Consider the following 17,786-nt stretch of genomic DNA (forward strand, 5'->3'; position numbering starts at 1 on the left):
CCTAGCCGGCGGCGGCGAGCTGGCCGCAGGCGCCGTCGATCTCCTGGCCGCGGGTGTCGCGCACCGTGGTCGGCACCCCGTGCGCGATCAGGCGGCGGACGAACTCCCGCTCGTCCTCCGGACGGGAGGCCGTCCACTTCGAGCCCGGAGTCGGGTTGAGCGGGATCAGGTTGACGTGCACCCGGTGGTTCTTGATCAGCCGGCCCAGCAGGTCGGCCCGCCAGGCCTGGTCGTTGATGTCCTTGATCAGCGCGTACTCGATGGAGATCCGCCGGCCCGACTTCTCCGCGTAGTTCCACGCGGCGTCGAGCACCTCGGCGACCTTCCAGCGGGTGTTGACCGGGACCAGCTCGTCGCGCAGCTCGTCGTCCGGAGCGTGCAGGGAGAGCGCGAGGCGCACGCTCAGGCCCTCGTCGGCGAGCCGGTTCATGGCCGGGACCAGGCCGACGGTGGAGACGGTGATGCCTCGCTGGGACATCCCGAAGCCGTCCGGCGCCGGGTCGGTGAGCCGGCGGATGGCGGCCAGCACCCGGTTGTAGTTGGCCAGCGGCTCGCCCATGCCCATGAAGACCACGTTGCTCAGCCTCGGCTCGGCGCCCTCGGTCCCCTCGACCCGCCCGCCGCCGAACTCGCCCGACTTCAGGGCGCGGATCCCGGCGGCGATCTGCTCGACGATCTCGGCGGTGGAGAGGTTGCGGGTCAGCCCGGCCTGGCCGGTGGCGCAGAACGGGCAGTTCATCCCGCAGCCGGCCTGCGAGCTGATGCACATCGTCACCCGGTCCGGGTAGCGCATCAGCACGGACTCGACCAGGGTGCCGTCGAAGAGCTTCCAGAGCGTCTTGCGCGTGGTGTCGTCGTCGCAGGACACGTGCCGCACCACGGACATCAGCGAGGGGAGCAGCTGCGAGGTCAGCTTCTCGCGGCTGGTCGCGGGGATGTCCGTCCAGCTCGCCGGGTCGTCGGAGAGCCGGGCGAAGTAGTGGTTGGACAGCTGCTTGGCGCGGAACGGCTGCTCGCCCAGCTCGGCGACGGCCTCCTTGCGCTGGGCGGGGCTGAGATCGGCGAGGTGTCGCGGGGGCTTGGCGCCGCGCGGCGCGACAAAGGTCAGTTCTCCGGGTGCAGGCATGGTTGTTCCAGTGTCGCAGATCGTGCACGAGGCCCCGGACGGCGTGCGTCCGGGGCCCCAGCGAGCGTCCCTGTCAGTGGCCGACGAAGGCCGTGAGCAGCAGCCAGACCACCGGGGCGGTCGGCAGCAGCGAGTCCAGGCGGTCCATGATGCCGCCGTGGCCGGGCAGCAGGGTCCCCATGTCCTTGATGCCCAGGTCCCGCTTGATCATCGACTCGGCGAGGTCACCCAGGGTGGCGACGACCGCCGCGCAGCCGCCCAGGATCAGACCCTGCCACCAGCGGCCGTCCTCGATGATCCACTGCATCAGCAGGGCGCCGGCCAACATCGACAGCGCGATCCCGCCGGCCAGGCCCTCGCGGGTCTTGCCCGGGCTGATCGTCGGCGCCAGCTTGTTCCGGCCGAACTTGTAGCCCACCGCGTACGCCCCGGTGTCGCTGCAGACCGTGACCACCAGGAAGAGCACGATCCGCTGCGGACCGTCGTGCGCCGCCAGCAGCAGCGCCACGAAGGAGGCCAGGAACGGCACGTAGAACGCCGTGAAGACGCCCGCCGTTATGTCGCGCAGGTAGTTCTCCGGCGGCCGGCTCATCCGCCAGACCATCAGGGCCAGCGCGGTGAGCGCCAGCGCCGCGGCCGAGCCCTCCGGCCCGAGCCAGTACGCCGCCGTCAGCATGGCCACGCCACCGACCAGCAGCGGCGGCAGCGGGACCTCGATCTCCTTGCGCTCGGCCAGCCGGCTGGTCAGCTCCCAGCCGCCGACCGAGATCGCGGCCACCACCACGGCCAGGAAGACCGCCTTCACCACGAAGAGCGAGGCCACCACGACCGCACCGAGGCCGACCCCGACCCCTATCGCGGCCTGCAGGTTGCGCCCGCCGCGCTGCTTGCGGGGCTGCTGCGGGTCGGCCTGGGCCACTGCGGTCTCCGGGTGGGGGTGTCCGGCGGCCGGGTCGTCGTCCTCGGCCGCCGGAGGGGTTTGCGGGGTTGCGCCCCAGTAGCCAGGGGCGTTCGGGGCGTCGTTCATCAGACTTCGAGCAGCTCGGCTTCCTTGTGCTTCAGCAGCTCGTCCACCTGCGCGACGTACTTCGCGGTGGTGTCGTCGAGCTCCTTCTCCGCGCGGCGGCCCTCGTCCTCGCCGATCTCGCCGTCCTTGACCAGCTTGTCGAAGGAGTCCTTCGCCTTGCGGCGGATCGACCGGATGGAGATCCGGGCGTCCTCGCCCTTGCCGCGGGCGACCTTGATGTACTCGCGCCGGCGCTCCTCGGTGAGCTGCGGGAACGTCACGCGGATGATCGCACCGTCGTTGGACGGGTTGACCCCGAGGTCGGAGTCGCGGATCGCCTGCTCGATGTTGCGCAGCGCGCTCTTGTCGAACGGCGTGATGACCGCCATCCGAGGCTCCGGCACGGAGAACGAGGCGAGCTGGTTGATCGGCGTCAGGGCACCGTAGTAGTCGGCGACGATCTTGTTGAACATCGCCGGGTGGGCCCGGCCGGTGCGGATGGCGGCGAAGTCGTCCTTGGCGACCGCGACGGCCTTCTCCATCTTCTCCTCGGCCTCGAGGAGGATCTCTTCGGTCACAGTCTGCTCCCTGTCCGGTTGCCTTCTGGCGTACTGATGTTCCGCACGGCCTGGGGCGTGCGGGGGAATGCTGCTCAGGCCCGGACGGAATCCTGGCTGATGAGTGTGCCGATCTTCTCACTCTTCACCGCACGGGCGATATTGCCCTCGGCGAGCAGCTCGAAGACCAGGATCGGCAGGCCGTTGTCCTTGCAGAGGGTGATCGCGGTCAGGTCGGCGACCTTGAGGTCGCGCGAGATCACCTCGGCGTACTCCAGCGCGTCGAACCGCACCGCGTCCGGGTTGGTCTTGGGGTCGGAGTCGTAGACCCCGTCGACACCGTTCTTGCCCATCAGCAGCACCTCGGCGTGGATCTCCAGGGCGCGCTGGACGGCGGTGGTGTCGGTGGAGAAGTACGGCATGCCCATCCCGGCGCCGAAGATCACGACGCGGCCCTTCTCCAGGTGCCGGATCGCTCGCAGCGGCAGGTAGGGCTCGGCGACCTGGCCCATCGTGATGGCCGTCTGGACCCGGGTCTCGATGCCTTCCTTCATCAGGAAGTCCTGCAGCGCGAGGCAGTTCATCACGGTGCCGAGCATGCCCATGTAGTCGGAGCGGGCCCGGTCCATGCCCCGGACCTGCAGCTCGGCGCCGCGGAAGAAGTTGCCGCCGCCGATGACCACGGCGACCTCGGTGCCCTGCCGGACCACAGTGGCGATCTCCCGGGCGATGGCGTGCACCACGTCGGGATCGACGCCGAGGCCGCCCCCGCCGGCGAACGCCTCACCGGACAGCTTGAGCAGAACGCGACGACGCGTACCGTCCTGCGCGGTCTCCTGCGGCTCGTGCATGGAACTTCTCCTTCTAACCTGCTGGTTCACAGGACCGGACGGGCTGGGCCCAGACCTGCGCGTACACGAGAGGAGGCCACTGCCGCGGGAACCGGGACGGTGTCCTGCACGGCAATGGCCTCCTCGTCGTTCATGGTGCCGGGTCGCTGGTTCGCAGCGGCGGCGGCGGTTCCTACCTTAGGCGGGAACCCCGGTGAACGTGGCTCAGGCGCCGACGCGGAAGCGGGCGAAGCGCTTCAGGGCGACGCCGTTCTCCTCGAGCACCTTGGCGACGGTCTTCTTGTTGTCCTTCGCGAAGGCCTGCTCCAGAACGGAGTTCTCCTTGACGAAGCCGGTGACCCGACCCTCGACGATCTTCGGCAGGGCGGCCTCGGGCTTGCCCTCCTCGCGAGCGGTGGCCTCGGCGACGCGGCGCTCGTTCTCCAGGGCCTCGGCCGGGATCTCCTCGCGGGAGAGGTACGTCGGGGCGAAGGCGGCGATGTGCTGCGCGACGTCCTTGGCGACCTCGGCGTTCTCCTTGTCCAGCTCGACCAGGACGCCGACGGCCGGCGGCAGGTCGGGGCTGGTCTTGTGCAGGTAGACCGCGACGAAGCCGTCGCCGGCGAACTGCGCGAACCGGCGGAAGACGATCTTCTCACCGAGAGCGGCGTTGGCCTCGTCCACGAACTGCTGGACGGTCTTGCCGGGCTCGATCTCGGAGGCCAGCGCGGCGTCCAGGTCGGCCGGGGTGGCGGCGGCGACGTGGGCGGCGATCGTGTTGGCGACCTCGACGAACTTCTCGCCCTTGGCGACGAAGTCGGTCTCGCAGTTCAGCTCGACCAGCACGCCGGACTTCTTGTCATCGGCGATCAGCGCGGCGACGGCGCCGTTGGAGGCGTCACGGCCCTCGCGCTTGGCGACGCCCTTCTGACCCTTGATGCGGAGCAGCTCGACGGCCTTCTCGACGTTGCCCTCGGCCTCGTCGAGCGCCTTCTTGCAGTCCATCATGCCGGCGCCGGTGAGCTCACGGAGCTTCTTGACGTCCGCGGCGGAGATGTTCGCCATGGTGTGAATCTCTTCTCGCGTCTCGCGTGTCTGCGGGGTGGGTGCGCCTGGGCTCGTGGTTCAGCCCCGGCACGTGGAGAGAGGGGCACTCGCCGGTGCGTACCGGCGAGCACCCCTCACCCTCGGTACGTCAGGCCTGCTCGGCGGCCGGGGCCTCGACGGCCGGGGCCTCGGCGGCGGGCGCCTCGGCGGCGGGGGCCTCCTCGGCCTTCTTCTCGCCGGCCAGGATGTCCTGCTCCCAGTCGGCCAGCGGCTGGTCGGCACCCGGCTCGGCCTTGACGTCGCCCTTGGCGACACCGGCGCGGGCCTTCAGGCCCTCGGCGACGGCGTCGGCGATCACACGGGTCAGCAGGGTGACGGAGCGGATCGCGTCGTCGTTGCCCGGGATCTTGTAGTCGACCTCGTCGGGGTCACAGTTGGTGTCGAGGATCGCGACGACCGGGATGTTGAGCTTCCGGGCCTCGCCGACGGCGATGTGCTCCTTCTTGGTGTCCACGATCCAGACCGCGCTCGGGACGCGCTGCATGTCGCGGATACCGCCGAGGGTCTTCTCCAGCTTGTCGTGCTCGCGCTGGAGGACCAGGAGCTCCTTCTTGGTCAGGCCGGAGCCGGCCACGTCCGAGAAGTCCAGCTCGCCGAGCTCCTTGAGGCGCTGCAGACGCTTGTAGACGGTGGAGAAGTTGGTCAGCATGCCGCCGAGCCAGCGCTGGTTCACGTAGGGCATGCCCACGCGGGTGGCCTGCTCGGCGATGGCCTCCTGGGCCTGCTTCTTGGTGCCGACGAAGAGGACGCTGCCGCCGTGGGCGACGGTCTCCTTGACGAACTCGAACGCGCGGTCGATGTAGTTCAGCGACTGCAGCAGGTCGATGATGTAGATGCCGTTGCGCTCCGTGAAGATGAAGCGCTTCATCTTCGGGTTCCAGCGGCGGGTCTGGTGACCGAAGTGGACGCCGCTCTCCAGCAGCTCCCGCATCGTGACGACGGCCATGGCCGTGCTCCTCAGGTGTTGCGCCTGGTTTGTACCGCCGGGGCTGGCGCCTCGGCGATGGCCAGGTCAGGCTCGGTTTGTCCGTGCCGGTCGGGGTGACCGTCACGCCTGACGCCCCGGACGTGCCGAGCCGCTGGGGCCTGGGCGGCGGGGCCGCGACAGGCTCGGCGGACCGAGCGGCACTCGCACCGGACGGGGCGGCGGACCGGGCCCGGAGGGCCTCGGCGCGCGCTTGTTCGCCAGTGGCGGGGCGTGCGAAGTCGACCCGGTGGACCGGGTCGCGTGTGAAGTGTACGGGAAGCCCCGCGTGACCGGCGACTCTGCGCGGCTGGGCAGGGCGCCCCGCCCTCGGAGCGCGGGCCACGGTCCGGCCGGTCGTCCGAAAGCGGGCCGACTTTCCACTGCTGTCCACAGGGCCGGGTTGTCCACAGCTCTCGAAGCGGGGCTGGTCGAGGGGCGCGTCCGGGCGGAGCCTCGGGCCATGAACCTTTCGATGCTCGCGTGCTCCGCGCTCCCCCGGCTCTCCGCCGGCGCTGCCGGCACCACCACACCGCGCCGCCGGGCCGCACGCCTGCTCGTGCTGCTGCCGCTGCTGGCCCTCACCGCTGTCCTGGTGAGCCCGCTCGCGCCGATGGGGCGGCCGGCCTTTGCCCGGCCGGCCGAGCCGCCCTCCTTTCGACCAGCGGCCACCCTGGTCACCGCCGCGATCCCCGCTGACGGTCCCGGGCCGCCGGCGGCCGTCGGGCCTGGGCGGGCCTGGCCGGTCGGTGGGGCCTCGGGGTTGCTCGGCCGCTTCGCCGCCCCACCAGCGCCGTGGGCGGCCGGCCACCGCGGCGTCGACCTCGCCGCTACGGACGGGGCGACGGTTCGGGCGGCCGCGGGCGGCGTCATCAGCTTCTCGGGCATGGTGGCCGGGCGTCCCGTGGTGACGGTCCAACACCCCGGCACGGGTGTGCCGCCGCTGCACAGCACGTACCTCCCGGTGGCGGGGAGCCTGCCGGTCGGTTCGGCGGTCACGGCCGGCGAGGCCATCGGCCTGGTCGCGCCCGGGGCGGGCCACTGCGCGACCGGCTGCCTGCACTGGGGGCTGCTGCGCGGTGATCGCTATCTCGACCCACTCGCCCTGCTGGGCATCGGCCACGCTCGACTGCTACCACTGCGCGCCCCGGCGCGCACGACCCGCGCGCCGGCCGAGGGACCCGGCGGGGTTCAGACCGCGTGGGAGCCGGCCAGGCCGTGCAGCGCGAGCGCCACGGCGGCGTCGGCCACCGTCCGGCGTTCCTCGTCCCCGAGCCCGTCGGAACGCTTGACCGCTGCCTCCACCACCCCTTGCAGCAGGGCTGCCGCCAGCCGCGGCTCCTGGTGGCCCAGCTCCCGGACGGCGTCGACCACCAGATTCACCAAACCGGCGTGCGCCGCGCGAATGCGCTCCCGGGCCGTGTCGTCGAGCTCCAGCGCGGAGATGGCGGCGATGGCGCGGTGTCGCGGATCGCCCGCGAGGGCGAGCTGACCACGGACGTACGCCTCCAAGCTGCTGAGCGCCGTGTCGCAGCAGGCCATCCCCGCCTCGATCTCGGCGGCCCAGAGCGGGAAGTCGACCTCGCAGAGCCGCTCCACCACATCGGCTCGCGAGCGGAAGTACTCGTAGATCGACGAGCGGGCCAGCCCGGTGCGCGCGGCCAGGGCGGGGAAGGTCAGCGCCTCCATCCCGCCCTCGGTCAGCAGCGAGCGGGCAGCGTCCAGGAGGGCTGCGCGCTGCAGCTGACGGTGCTCGGCCAGGTTGGCCGCTCGGATCTTCGGCACCCTCCCACTGTACGGAGCCCTTAGGTCGGGGGAAGTGGCGGCACGCATTCGCCCGGGACGGGCGGACCCGCGGCGCGGACCACGTTCACCACTCGCGACGCATTCAGCGCAGGTCGGACAGTTTGGCCCGCAGTTGCAGAACGGACTTGGTGTGAATCTGACTGACCCTGCTCTCCGTGACCCCGAGCACCTGACCGATCTCGGCCAGCGTGAGCCCTTCGTAGTAGTAGAGCGTCACCACGGTCTTCTCCCGCTCGGGCAGGGTGTTGATGGCCCCGGCCAGCAGTCGGCGCAGCTCGCGGTCCTCGGCGACCTCGACCGGGTTGTCCGCGCCGGTGTCCTCCAGGGTGTCCACCAGGCTCAGACGTTCGCTGCCCTCGCCGGCGGGGTGCAGCAGTTCGTCCAGGGCCACCACGTTGGCGAGCGAGAGCTGGCTGAAGATCGCGTGCAGGTCCTCGATGGCGATGCCCATCTCGGCCGCGACCTCCGGCTCGTGCGGGGTCCGCCGGAGCCGGGCCTCCAGCGCCGCGTAGGTCCGCTCGACGGCCTTGGCCTTCTGCCGGATCGACCGGGGAATCCAGTCGAGGGCCCGCAGCTCGTCGATGATCGCGCCGCGGATCCGGCTGATCGCGTAGGTCTCGAACTTGATCGCCCGGTCGGGATCGAACTTCTCGATCGCGTCGATCAACCCGAAGACGCCGGAGGAGACGAAGTCGGCCTGCTCGACGTTGGTCGGGAGGCCCACCCCGACCCGGCCGGCCACGTACTTCACCAGCGGGGAGTAGTGGAGGATCAGCTGCTCGCGGAGTCTGGGGTCGCCGGTTCCCTTGTAGGAGCGCCAGAGCGCTTCGAGCGCGGTGCCCGGATCGGGTTCGCGCTCCTGCCCGGGCTGCGGTGGCACCCGGCGCACCGGGGTGCCCCCACCGCCGGACGCGGCCGCTGGGGCGGGCCCGTGGGCGACGGGTTGGGTGAACGGGGTGCGGTCGGGTCCGCCCGGAGCGACGGCACCCGGTCCGCCGGCGGTGGCCGCCGCGCACTCCGCGCGGGAACCGCCCTCCCGGGGCGAGGGCGGCATCGCGACCAGGCCGACCACCCTGCCCGACTGCCCCACTGGTGCCCGGGCCGAGACGCCGCCGACCGTACCGACGGGGTTGCCGACCATCCCGGGAGCACCGCCGCGCGCCAACGGGCGTCGGCGGGGGGCCGGCCTGAGGTCAGGAGCGGCGAGCGCGGCTTCGTCCGGCACGGGCGCGGTGTCCGCCACCCGCGAGGATGTCGCCAGGGTGTCGCGGTCCGGCGCCGGTGACGAAAGCGGGGCCGGGGCAGGCAGTGGAACCAGACCGGCCGGCGGCTGGGCCTCCGAGAGCGGCCTGGGGACGGTCGCCGAGCGCCCGACGCGCGGTGCCGACGAACCCAACTGTGCGATCGGCACCACCGTCCGCGGCGCCGCGGAGCGCGCCGCGACGGTACGCGCGGTACGCCTGGGCGATGCCCCGCTCGTGCCGGCACCCGAACCGGCCGGCCCGGCGTCGCCCTGGCCGCGCTCCCCAGCAGCCTCCTGCCCGCGGCCGCCGTCGGCCGGGCGGGAGGTTCCTGGTGGGCGCGGCGCGGCACGACCCGGGGCCGCCGCTCCGGCCGCGGTGCTCGCCTCCGGGAGGTGCTCCACCGTCGGCGCGCCGCCCACACCCGCCGAGGCGGCACCCGCGGTCTCGCTCCCCGCCCCCCCGGCGCTCGCGGGGCCGACCGCCGACGAGTCCGGCGAGGACTGGTTCGGCGAAGATCCTGGACCCGCCTCCGGCGCCTTCGGCAGCTGGGGCTTCGACGGCTGCGTGTTGCGAGGACTCCGTCCCTGCGGCTGGACATCGGTACCGGAGTTCGACTCGGTGCCAGCGCCCCCCAGGGGCCGACCGGCACTGGTCACCCGGTGTCCGGGAATGTGTGTGGGCATACGTGGGTCTGCGCCGTTCTGCCGAGTCATGTGCTGATAGGGAAGCCATAGCGAGCGTAGCGTGACCGAGTCGATGCGCTGCGCTACCACCACTCGGCCGTCGCCCGTTCTGGTGGCGTTCACTCGGTCGCAGGAGTGCGCACGCCGGAACCGGGCATTGCGCCCCCGGGGTCCCGGACTGCCCGTCGTGCGGTCGGCGCATCACCCCGCGGCCCGGCAGCCGTCAGCGCGTCACCCTCCAGTGCGACCCCGCCCGTTGGACGAAGCCCAGGGAACAGAGCTCGTACAGCCGTTTGTGGACCTCGTCGGGCGGGAACCCGGCGCGCCGCGCGAGGTACTCGACCGTCGCACCGTCAGGACCCGCCGGGATCGCCTCCAGCACCAGGGCCGCGGCGTGCCCCAGGACGTCCCTCGGTCGCAGCGGGCCGTCACGCAGCGGGGCCAGGTCCTCTCCGATGGCCCCGATCTGCTCGACCACCTCGGCGGCGTCGGTGACCAGCGTCGCGGCGCCCGAGCGCAGCAGCGCGTGTACACCGGCGGAGAGTTCGGAGGTGACCGGTCCACAGACGCCCATGGTGTGCCGGTTGAGCTCCTGGGCCCGCCGGGCGGTACTCAGCGCGCCGCTGCGCCGGGCGGCCTCCACCACCACCGTGCCGCGGGTCAGTGCCGCCATCACCCGGTTGCGCAGCACGAAGCGGAAACGGTTCGGGTGCTCCCCGGGTGGGAGTTCACTGACCAACTGGCCCTGTTCGGCGATCCGGCGGATCAACTCGTGGTGCCCGCGCGGGTAGGCGACGTCCACGCCGCAGGCGAGCACCGCCACCGTGGCGCCGCCCACCGCGAGCGCGCCGCGGTGCGCGGCGGCATCGATCCCGTAGGCCGCGCCGGAGACCACCACCCAGCCGCGCTCACCGAGTTGGGCGGCCAGCTCGCCCGCGACATGGGCACCGTAGGAGGTGCAGGCCCGGGCACCGACCACAGCCACCGAGCGCAGGGCCAGCAGCCGCAGCGATCCGGTGCCCAGCACCCAGAGGCCCACCGGCGTGGCGTCGGCCAGATCGTCCAGTTGGCTCGGCCACTCCGCATCGCCGGGGATCAGGAAGCGGCCGCCGTGGGAGCCGGCCCGGGCGAGGTCGGCGGCCGGGTCGGTGCCCGGCAGCCGGGCGTGCAGGGCCGCGACCCTGGCCTGGTCGAGGCCGAGTTCGGGATGCGGTGTCCGATCACGGATGACCCGCAGCAGCTCGGCGGCCGGGTGATCGAGCAGCCACCGGCCGACGGCCCGGTCGCCCGGTTCGGCCAGCCGGGTGAGCGCGGCACGGGCGAGCCGCTCGGCGTCGGCGCCGACGCCCCGGGCTGGGAGCGGGACCGTCGGGGCGGCGGCGGGAGCGCCGAGGTCCAGGGCGGTCTGACCGCGGGTCGGTCGGACGTCGTTCATCCGGTCCCTCCTTCGGGTCGGTTGGATCAGGTCGGACACCGCCACTGACGGTGGTTCATCCGGCGCGCACGCCGAACGGGCCCGGCAGCGGCAGCCCGGTCGGGAAGCCACGGCGAAGCACCAACGCCGTCCGCAGCTCGGACCGGCCCGGGGCAGCGCGGCCGGCGAGGTCCGCCACCGTCCAGGCGACCCGGAGCACTCGGTCCAGCCCGCGCGCGGTGAGCTGGCCGCGCTCCATCTCGCGCTCCGCGTCGACCAGCGCCCCCTCCTCCGGTCGCCAGCGGGAGCGCAGCTCGCGGCCCGGCACCTGGGAGTTGGTCCGCCACGGGGTGCCCTGGAGGCGGTCGGCGGCCCGTGCCCGGGCAGCCCGGACCCGCTCGGCGACGACCGCGGTGCTCTCCGCCCGGCCACCGCACTGCATCAGCTCGGCCCTGGTCACCGGGTCCACCTGCACCCGCAGGTCCACCCGGTCCAGCAGCGGCCCGGAGAGCCGACCCTGATACCGGCTCACCATGGCGGGCGTGCAGTCGCAGCTCGCCCCCCGCCGCGAGTAGCGGCCGCACGGACAGGGGTTCGCCGCGAGGCAGAGCAGGAACCTCGCGGGCAGCCGCAGCGATCCGGCCGAACGCGCGATCACCACCTCGCCGGACTCCAGCGGCTGCCGCAGCGCGTCGAGCACCCGGACGGGGAACTCCGGCGCCTCGTCCAGGAAGAGCACCCCCCGGTGGGCCAGCGAGACGGCGCCGGGGCGGGGCAACCCGCTGCCGCCGCCGACGATCGCGGGCATCGTGGTCGAGTGGTGCGGCGCGCAGTACGGCGGCACGTCGACCAGCGGACGCCCCGGCGGTAGTAGCCCCGCCACCGAGTGCACCGCGGTGACCTCCAGGGCCTCGGCCTGGGTCAACGGCGGCAGCAGGCCGGGCAGCCGCTCGGCCAGCATGGTCTTGCCCGCGCCGGGCGGGCCCTTCAGGTAGAGGTGGTGGGCGCCGGCCGCGGCGATCTCCAGGGCCTGCCGGGCCTCGCCCTGGCCCGCGACGTCCGCGAGGTCCGGCCCGAACGCCGGGTCGGCGGCCGTCCCGCGCACGGCCGAGCCGGGCAGCAGGAGCCCGGCCATCAGCGGATCCGGGCGCCCGCCGACCGGGTCCGGCGGCTCCTCCGGCACCGGCGCGTCGGTCAGCAGCGCGATCAGCTGCCGCAGACTGCGCACGCCGAGCACCGAGACGCCCGGGACCAGGGCCGCCTCGGCCGCGGTCTGTTCGGCGACGACCACCTGGCGGTAGCCCGCCTCGGCGGCGGCGAGCACCGAGGGCAGCACCCCGCGGACCGGCCGGACCCGGCCGTCCAGCCCGAGCTCGCCGATCACCAGCAGGTCGGCGATGGCCGGCGGGGGCAGCCGCTCGGCCGCCGCCAGCACCGCGCAGGCGACCGCGAGATCGAATCCGCTGCCGCTCTTGGGCACCGAGGCCGGGCTCAGCCCGACCGTGAGCTTGCGCTGCGGCCAGCTCTCACCGCTGTTGACCACTGCGGCGCGCACCCGGTCCCGCGCCTCGCTGAGTGCCTTGTCCGGGAGGCCGACCAGGGTGAACGCGGCGACGCCCGGTTCGAGATCGGCCTGGACCTCGACCACGACGCCGTCGACGCCGACCAGGGCCACCGAGCAGGTACGGGCGAAGGCCATCTCAGACCACCCCCCGCAGGTGCTCCACCAGTGCCGCGCCCCGGATCCGGCTGACCACGCAGACCAGGTCGATCCTGACCCCGCCCGGCGGCAGCGGAACGGCCTGGTCGGCCGGCGGCACGGCGGGTTCGGCCGCCGGGGCCCCGCCCGCGACCCGCTCGGCCAGCAGGCCGAAGTGCAGCGGCCAGCGCTCGCTCAGCCACCGCTGGGCGAGCCGTCTCAGCCGCTCGGCCTTGGCCGGCCCGATCGCCTCCGGCGGCTGTTGGAACCCCCGCTCCGAGCGGGTCTTGACCTCGCAGACGGCCACCGTCTCGCCGTCCAGCGCGACGATGTCCAGCTCGCCGTCCGAGCAGCGCCAGTTGCGCTCCAAAACCTGCAGGCCGTCCAGGCCGAGCCGACGGGCAGCCACCTCTTCGCCGTAGCGGCCCAGGGCGGTGTGTGCGTTCTGCACGGCGATCACCTCCGTGTACGGAGATTGCCAGCGCCGCGCCGCTCAGGGCAGCAGGTCCCGTTCCCCTGTGGACAACCCGGGGGGTGTGGACGACTTCGAACGTCGGCCAGCGGTCACCGGGTCAGTTGCCGAAGCCGGCCTCGTCCGAGGGCAGCTCGAGATCGCTCTTGGCCAGCTCCTCGATGTTCACGTCCTTGAAGGTCAGCACCCGCACCTTGCGGACGAATCTCGCCGGCCGGTACATGTCCCAGACCCAGGCGTCGGCCATCGAAACCTCGAAGAACACCTCGCCCTGCACCGAGTGCACCTGCAGCTCGTAGTCGTTGGTGAGGTAGAACCGCCGCTCGGTCTCGATCACGTACTTGAACAGGCCGACGACATCCTTGTACTCCCGGTAGAGCTTGAGCTCCATCTCGGTCTCGTACTTTTCGAGATCTTCGGCACTCATGCGGCGTCCCCTCGGCTCGTCCAGTCCCTCCCCATTGTGGACCACGTCGCCCTCACTCAGAGGCGTACCGGAACTACTGGCGGTCCCTCCACCAGCAGTCGCTCCAGCAGGTCGGCGAGCTGCCGCGGGTAGACCGTCTCGCTGCTGGCCCGCAGCTCGGCCACCGTCCACCAGCGCGCCTCGGTCAGCTGCGGCCGCTCGTCCGGCGCGCTCCCCGAGCAGTCCAACCGGGTCTCCACGGTCCGCCCGAGGTGGAACCACTGCTCCTGCTCGTACCGGCGTCCGTCGTACCGGAAGTCGGCCCGGTCGACGGCGACCACCGGCCCCAGCTCCACCCCGGTCAGCCCGGTCTCCTCGGCCAGCTCGCGCAACGCCGCCCGGTGGGTGTCCTCCCCCGGCTCCAGCCCGCCGCCGGGGGTGAACCACCAGGTCCGGGCAGGCTCCGCGGGGTCGAAGCCGTGGAAGAGCAGCAACCGGTCCCGCCCGTCCAGCAGCAGCACCCGGGCCGCCCGGCGGCGCTCCACGGTCATGACCGGCGCCGGATCCGCCGCGCCAGCGCCGCCACCGGTCCGGTCAGCGAGATCAGCACGATCAGCACCGCGCCCGACACCGAGGCCCAGGTGGCCGGCACCAGCGGCCCGGGCCGGCCGGCCACCGGCCCGCCCAGACCGTCGAACGCCGACGTCCGCCGTAGGAGCTTGGCCTGGTCGGACGGCCAGGCGATGGCCTCCACCCGGGCGAGCACGTCCGAGGCCGGCACGGTGCCCGCGTCCACGTCCAGGTGGGCCCGGGAGTCCAGCGAGCCGACCCGGCTGTCACCCAGCAGGAAGAGCCGCCCGGCCGGCACCTTGGCGGTGAAGGCCGCCTGGCCCTCGGCACCGCCGCTGGCCAGGTACGGCTCGTCGACCGGCGTACCGTTGATCGTCAGCCTGCCGCCGGGCCCGCTGCACGCGACCGTGTCGCCGCCCACCGCGACGACCCGCTTGACCAGGGTGGCCGAGCCCCAGGCCGGGTCCTGGAAGACCACGATGTCGCCGCGCCCCACCGACCCGCCGCTCACCTTGCGCGCGAGCACCGTGTCACCGACCCCGATCGTCGGTGTCATCGAGGCGGTCGGCACCCGGTACGGCCGGTAGTCCAGCGCGACCAGCGCGAAGCCGCCCACCAGCAGGGCCAGCCCGACCGCCAGCGCCACGCCCTGCAGCGCCGCGCCCACCCGAGGGCGCCCCGCACCGCTCCCGGCGGACGGGGCGCCGGCGGCGGTTGCTTCGGCGAGCCTGCTCATCGGAACCGTCCAGGGTGAGGGGGCCGGACACGGCGGCGGGCCGTGGTACGTCCGAGCAGATTACTCGTCGGTACCACGGCCCGCGCAAGAGTCGGAGCCGCACTCGCGGTCTCGGTCCTCAGTCCTCGGTCCCCGGTCGTCCGGCATCCTGCTTCCGACGCCGGCGCAGGTACCAGGCGACCGGCAGGGTGCCGACCGCGCCGGCCATCGGTGGAACCAGCCCGGTCGCGGAGATCCCCTTCTGGCTGAAGGTCGACGGGATCGCCAGGGTCGACCAGCGATCGATCGGCCAGGCCACCACGAACGCCCGTCCGACCACGTCGCTGTCCGGCACGCTGCCGCCGCCCGGCTGGTCCATGTGGTACCGCGAGTCGAGCGAGTCGTCGCGGTGGTCACCCATCACCCAGATGCTGTTCGCCGGCACCGTGATCGGCCCGAACGGCTTGGTGCCGCACGGGGTCGCGCCCGGGTAGACGTACGGCTCGTTGAGCGGCACGCCGTTGACCTTGAGCGGCCCGGTGCCGTCGCACTCGACGGTGTCGCCGCCGACCCCGATCACCCGCTTGATCAGGTCCTTCTCGTTGGCCGAGGGCATCAGGCCGATGAAGCTCAGCACGTCCTGGACGCCCCGGACCACCGGGTTGGAGCTCTGCGTGCTGCCCTCGCCGTCCAGCCAGCCGCCCGGGTCGTGGAAGACCACGACCTCGCCGCGCTCCGGCTTGGCGCCGAACCAGGGGGTCAGCTTGTCGACCAGCACGCGGTCGCCGACCTGCAGGGTGTTCTGCATCGACTCCGAGGGAATCGAGAACGCCTGGACGAAGAAGGTCTTGATGACCAAGGCCAGCAGCAGCGCGATGATGACCAGGATCGGCAGTTCTTTCCAGAACGAGCGCTGCTTGCGCTCGGGCGCCGGCCGCTCCTTGACCTCGCCGGGCACGCCGGGCGTGCCGGATCCGCCACCGGACGGGCCACCACCGGACAGCCCGCCGGACGCACCGGCACCGGCCGGCTCCGCGCCGCTCGGGACCTCGTCGGACGGCTCCGAAGGGTGCCCGGACTCGGCGGACTGGGCCGTCCGGCCGTCGGAGCCCTCGGGCTCACCCGGCCCCGAGCGGGCGCCGATCACCAGATCCCCCACGACATCTCCTCCCTGCTGTGCGGACGTCCATCGCCCGCGCTCACCAGTGCCGCACAGCGGGCACCACGCTCCGTGCCTGACCGTGAATCCGCCTCGGATCTGCCCGTTGCTCGGCGGCCTGACACAGCCCTGGGAGCACCCCACCGCCGGGCGGCGGGGACTCCTGCACTTCTCTATCACTCCGGGCGGTCGCCCGGGCTCTCCCACACGGCGTCGGATCCACCCGGACCGGGCCGGTCGGGCGCCGTCCGATCCACCGGGTCAGCGCCGGGCCTGGCCCCTGGCGGCGCCGCGCAGCCGCCGAACGGCGGCCGGGGAGACGCCCAACATCCCCATAACGAGCGAAGGTTCCAGAGGATCCGGCCTCGGGGCGGGTGATTCCGCCGGGCCGGCCGGCGGCGCCCGCAGCGAGGCGGCCGTGTCGGGCCGGGAGAGCCACCGGAAGTGGTCGAAGGGCCAGCCGATCAGGAAGGCCCGGCCGACCACGTCGGAGAGCGGAACCGTCCCCTGTCCGGGATCGGACATGTGGTAGCGGGAGTCGGCCGAGAGGTCCCGGTGGTCGCCCATCACCCAGATCCGGCCGGCCGGCACGGTCACCTGGAACGGGATCCGCGAGGGCGGGTTGCCCGGGGCGAGGTACGGCTCGTCGAGCGGCTTGCCGTTGACGGTGACCCGGCCCTGGCTGTCGCAGCAGGCGACGGTGTCGCCGCCGACCCCGATCACCCGCTTGATCAGGTCCTGCTCACCGGAGGCCGGCAGCAGACCGACGAAGCTGAAGGCCTGCTTGACGCCGCGGGTGAGCGGTCCGTCGGTGTCGGTCTGGTTCTCGCCGGCCAGCCAGCCGCCGGGGTCCTTGAAGACCACCACGTCGCCGCGCTGCGGCTGCGCCCCGAACCACGGGGTGAGCTTGTCCACCAGCACCCGGTCGCCGATCCGGATGGTCTGCTCCATCGAACCGGACGGGATCACGAAGACCTGGACGAAGAAGGTCTTCAGGACGAGCGCGATGACCAGCGCGACCGCCGCGATGGCCGGTATCTCGCGCCAGAGCGCACGCCGCCCACGGCTCGCGGCGCGCCGGGCCGCCTTGCGCCGCTGCGCGCGCCCCCGGGGCGGTGCGGGACTCGCCGACGCGGCGGCCGTCCGGCTACCCGCCATGCGCACCGGTCCCCCTGGCCGCGCCGATGGCGGCGAACCCGGCCGGCCGGTCCAGCGCGGTCCAGTGGCCGATCGGGAACACCACCCACTCCGCACGGCCGATCACCTTGTCCACCGGCACGAAGCCGCCGCCGGGGTCACCCAGGTGGTCACGGGAGTCGCTGGAGTCGGCGCGGTGGTCGCCCAGCACGAAGAGCTCGTCGGGCGGCACCACCACGTCGAAGCCGACGGTGGACGGCGCCTCGCCGGGGAAGAGGTAGTCGGACTCGTCCAGTGGGACCCCGTTGACGGTGAGGTGCTGGTCACCCACGTGGTACGTCACCCGGTCACCGCCGACCCCGATCACCCGCTTGACGAAGACCGAGCCGTCCGAGGGCGCCAGGCCCAGCGAGGCGCCGAACCGCTGGAGCGCCGGCCCGATGCCGCTCGGCTCCCCGTCCTCGGGCAGGAACGACCCGGTGCCGTCGAAGACCACCACGTCACCGCGCCGGACCTGGCCGCCGAACTGGTACGCGAGCTTGTCCACCACCAACCGGTCGCCCGGTCGCAGCGCGTTCTCCATCGAGGCGGAGGGGACCACGAACGGCTGGGCCACGAAGACGTTGACGAGCAGCAGCACGGCCAGGCAGATCCCACCGAGCACGAGCAGGTCGCGGCCGCGCCAGCCGCGCTCCTCCGCGTCGTCACCGGTGGCCGGCACGTCATCCGTGGCGGGCGGCTCGTCGGCCGGCGAGACAGCCGGCGAAACGGCCGGCGAAACGGCCGCGGACCGCGACGGCAGTCCCGCACCCGAGGGTGCGGTGTCGCCGTCGCGGTCCGCGATCGGTTCGTGCGTGCTCATCGGGCTGAGCTTAGCGGCCCAGTCTGAGC

The 17,786-nt window shown here is 73.0% G+C and carries 17 protein-coding genes and 1 pseudogene; 1 reads left to right on the forward strand and 17 read right to left on the reverse strand.

Features of this window, described 5'->3' with window-relative positions; genetic code table 11:
* Position 1: 1 nt before the first annotated feature.
* The 6 genes from rlmN to rpsB form a co-directional block, all read right to left on the reverse strand.
* Positions 2-1,126 (reverse strand): 23S rRNA (adenine(2503)-C(2))-methyltransferase RlmN, encoded by a 1,125-nt coding sequence (gene rlmN / locus ACIGXM_RS32140; RefSeq protein WP_396567153.1) that lies wholly within the window; start codon positions 1,124-1,126, stop codon positions 2-4.
* A 73-nt stretch (positions 1,127-1,199) separates the two neighbouring features.
* Entirely contained in the window at positions 1,200-2,153 is a 954-nt protein-coding gene (locus ACIGXM_RS32145) for a phosphatidate cytidylyltransferase (RefSeq protein WP_396567155.1), read from the reverse strand.
* Positions 2,153-2,710, reverse strand: a complete 558-nt coding sequence (frr, locus tag ACIGXM_RS32150; protein WP_396567157.1) for a ribosome recycling factor — start codon at positions 2,708-2,710, stop codon at positions 2,153-2,155. The genes ACIGXM_RS32145 and frr overlap by 1 nt, the downstream gene beginning before the upstream one ends.
* A 74-nt stretch (positions 2,711-2,784) precedes the next feature.
* Positions 2,785-3,540 (reverse strand): UMP kinase, encoded by a 756-nt coding sequence (gene pyrH / locus ACIGXM_RS32155; RefSeq protein ID WP_396567159.1) that lies wholly within the window; start codon positions 3,538-3,540, stop codon positions 2,785-2,787.
* A 204-nt stretch (positions 3,541-3,744) separates the two neighbouring features.
* Positions 3,745-4,584: a translation elongation factor Ts gene (tsf, locus tag ACIGXM_RS32160; protein WP_396567161.1), complete on the reverse strand. Its 840-nt coding sequence runs from the start codon at positions 4,582-4,584 to the stop codon at positions 3,745-3,747.
* Positions 4,585-4,714: 130 nt separating this feature from the next.
* Complete coding sequence (gene rpsB / locus ACIGXM_RS32165; RefSeq protein ID WP_396567163.1) at positions 4,715-5,572, reverse strand: 30S ribosomal protein S2; 858 nt, start codon at positions 5,570-5,572, stop codon at positions 4,715-4,717.
* A 631-nt stretch (positions 5,573-6,203) separates the two neighbouring features.
* Between rpsB and ACIGXM_RS32170 the strand changes: the two are divergent.
* Positions 6,204-6,677 (forward strand): annotated as a pseudogene (locus ACIGXM_RS32170) (peptidoglycan DD-metalloendopeptidase family protein); the annotation flags it as partial.
* Between the two features lie 104 nt (positions 6,678-6,781).
* Here ACIGXM_RS32170 and ACIGXM_RS32175 read toward each other — a convergent pair.
* From ACIGXM_RS32175 to lepB (ACIGXM_RS32225), 11 genes are all read right to left on the reverse strand, one after another.
* On the reverse strand, positions 6,782-7,351 hold the full coding sequence (locus ACIGXM_RS32175) for a TetR/AcrR family transcriptional regulator (RefSeq protein ID WP_396567281.1): 570 nt from the start codon (positions 7,349-7,351) through the stop codon (positions 6,782-6,784).
* Positions 7,352-7,478: 127 nt separating this feature from the next.
* Positions 7,479-8,285, reverse strand: a complete 807-nt coding sequence (whiG, locus tag ACIGXM_RS32180; RefSeq protein WP_396567283.1) for an RNA polymerase sigma factor WhiG — start codon at positions 8,283-8,285, stop codon at positions 7,479-7,481.
* Positions 8,286-9,546: 1,261 nt separating this feature from the next.
* Positions 9,547-10,758 (reverse strand): DNA-processing protein DprA, encoded by a 1,212-nt coding sequence (gene dprA, locus ACIGXM_RS32185; protein ID WP_396567165.1) that lies wholly within the window; start codon positions 10,756-10,758, stop codon positions 9,547-9,549.
* Positions 10,759-10,813: 55 nt separating this feature from the next.
* Positions 10,814-12,436, reverse strand: a complete 1,623-nt coding sequence (locus ACIGXM_RS32190) for a YifB family Mg chelatase-like AAA ATPase (protein WP_396567167.1) — start codon at positions 12,434-12,436, stop codon at positions 10,814-10,816.
* Position 12,437: 1 nt separating this feature from the next.
* Entirely contained in the window at positions 12,438-12,896 is a 459-nt protein-coding gene (locus ACIGXM_RS32195) for a YraN family protein (RefSeq protein WP_396567169.1), read from the reverse strand.
* A gap of 112 nt (positions 12,897-13,008) precedes the next feature.
* Positions 13,009-13,335: a DUF2469 domain-containing protein gene (locus ACIGXM_RS32200; RefSeq protein WP_184935368.1), complete on the reverse strand. Its 327-nt coding sequence runs from the start codon at positions 13,333-13,335 to the stop codon at positions 13,009-13,011.
* A 56-nt stretch (positions 13,336-13,391) separates the two neighbouring features.
* Positions 13,392-13,865, reverse strand: coding sequence for an NUDIX hydrolase (locus ACIGXM_RS32205; RefSeq protein ID WP_396567171.1), 474 nt, complete (start codon positions 13,863-13,865; stop codon positions 13,392-13,394).
* A complete protein-coding gene (lepB, locus tag ACIGXM_RS32210) occupies positions 13,862-14,620 on the reverse strand; it encodes a signal peptidase I (RefSeq protein WP_396567173.1) in 759 nt (252 codons plus the stop codon). The genes ACIGXM_RS32205 and lepB (ACIGXM_RS32210) overlap by 4 nt, the downstream gene beginning before the upstream one ends.
* 118 nt (positions 14,621-14,738) lie before the next feature.
* Positions 14,739-15,758, reverse strand: a complete 1,020-nt coding sequence (gene lepB, locus ACIGXM_RS32215; RefSeq protein WP_396567175.1) for a signal peptidase I — start codon at positions 15,756-15,758, stop codon at positions 14,739-14,741.
* A 261-nt stretch (positions 15,759-16,019) separates the two neighbouring features.
* Positions 16,020-16,916: a signal peptidase I gene (lepB, locus tag ACIGXM_RS32220; protein WP_396567177.1), complete on the reverse strand. Its 897-nt coding sequence runs from the start codon at positions 16,914-16,916 to the stop codon at positions 16,020-16,022.
* A complete protein-coding gene (gene lepB, locus ACIGXM_RS32225) occupies positions 16,906-17,757 on the reverse strand; it encodes a signal peptidase I (RefSeq protein ID WP_396567179.1) in 852 nt (283 codons plus the stop codon). Before lepB (ACIGXM_RS32225) ends, lepB (ACIGXM_RS32220) begins: the two co-directional genes overlap by 11 nt.
* Between the last annotated feature and the right edge of the window lie 29 nt (positions 17,758-17,786).

The organism is Kitasatospora sp. NPDC052896 (assembly GCF_044547075.1).
Lineage (GTDB): Bacteria > Actinomycetota > Actinomycetes > Streptomycetales > Streptomycetaceae > Kitasatospora.

What these genes read in the sequence shown, in the direction of transcription:
- rlmN (WP_396567153.1), bottom strand. Translation starts at nt 1,126, where the DNA reads ATGCCTGCACCCGGAGAACTGACCTTTGTCGCGCCGCGCGGCGCCAAG.
- ACIGXM_RS32145 (WP_396567155.1), bottom strand. Translation starts at nt 2,153, where the DNA reads ATGAACGACGCCCCGAACGCCCCTGGCTACTGGGGCGCAACCCCGCAA.
- pyrH (WP_396567159.1), bottom strand. Translation starts at nt 3,540, where the DNA reads ATGCACGAGCCGCAGGAGACCGCGCAGGACGGTACGCGTCGTCGCGTT.
- tsf (WP_396567161.1), bottom strand. Translation starts at nt 4,584, where the DNA reads ATGGCGAACATCTCCGCCGCGGACGTCAAGAAGCTCCGTGAGCTCACC.
- rpsB (WP_396567163.1), bottom strand. Translation starts at nt 5,572, where the DNA reads ATGGCCGTCGTCACGATGCGGGAGCTGCTGGAGAGCGGCGTCCACTTC.
- dprA (WP_396567165.1), bottom strand. Translation starts at nt 10,758, where the DNA reads ATGAACGACGTCCGACCGACCCGCGGTCAGACCGCCCTGGACCTCGGC.
- ACIGXM_RS32190 (WP_396567167.1), bottom strand. Translation starts at nt 12,436, where the DNA reads ATGGCCTTCGCCCGTACCTGCTCGGTGGCCCTGGTCGGCGTCGACGGC.
- ACIGXM_RS32200 (WP_184935368.1), bottom strand. Translation starts at nt 13,335, where the DNA reads ATGAGTGCCGAAGATCTCGAAAAGTACGAGACCGAGATGGAGCTCAAG.
- ACIGXM_RS32205 (WP_396567171.1), bottom strand. Translation starts at nt 13,865, where the DNA reads ATGACCGTGGAGCGCCGCCGGGCGGCCCGGGTGCTGCTGCTGGACGGG.
- lepB (WP_396567173.1), bottom strand. Translation starts at nt 14,620, where the DNA reads ATGAGCAGGCTCGCCGAAGCAACCGCCGCCGGCGCCCCGTCCGCCGGG.
- lepB (WP_396567177.1), bottom strand. Translation starts at nt 16,916, where the DNA reads ATGGCGGGTAGCCGGACGGCCGCCGCGTCGGCGAGTCCCGCACCGCCC.
- lepB (WP_396567179.1), bottom strand. Translation starts at nt 17,757, where the DNA reads ATGAGCACGCACGAACCGATCGCGGACCGCGACGGCGACACCGCACCC.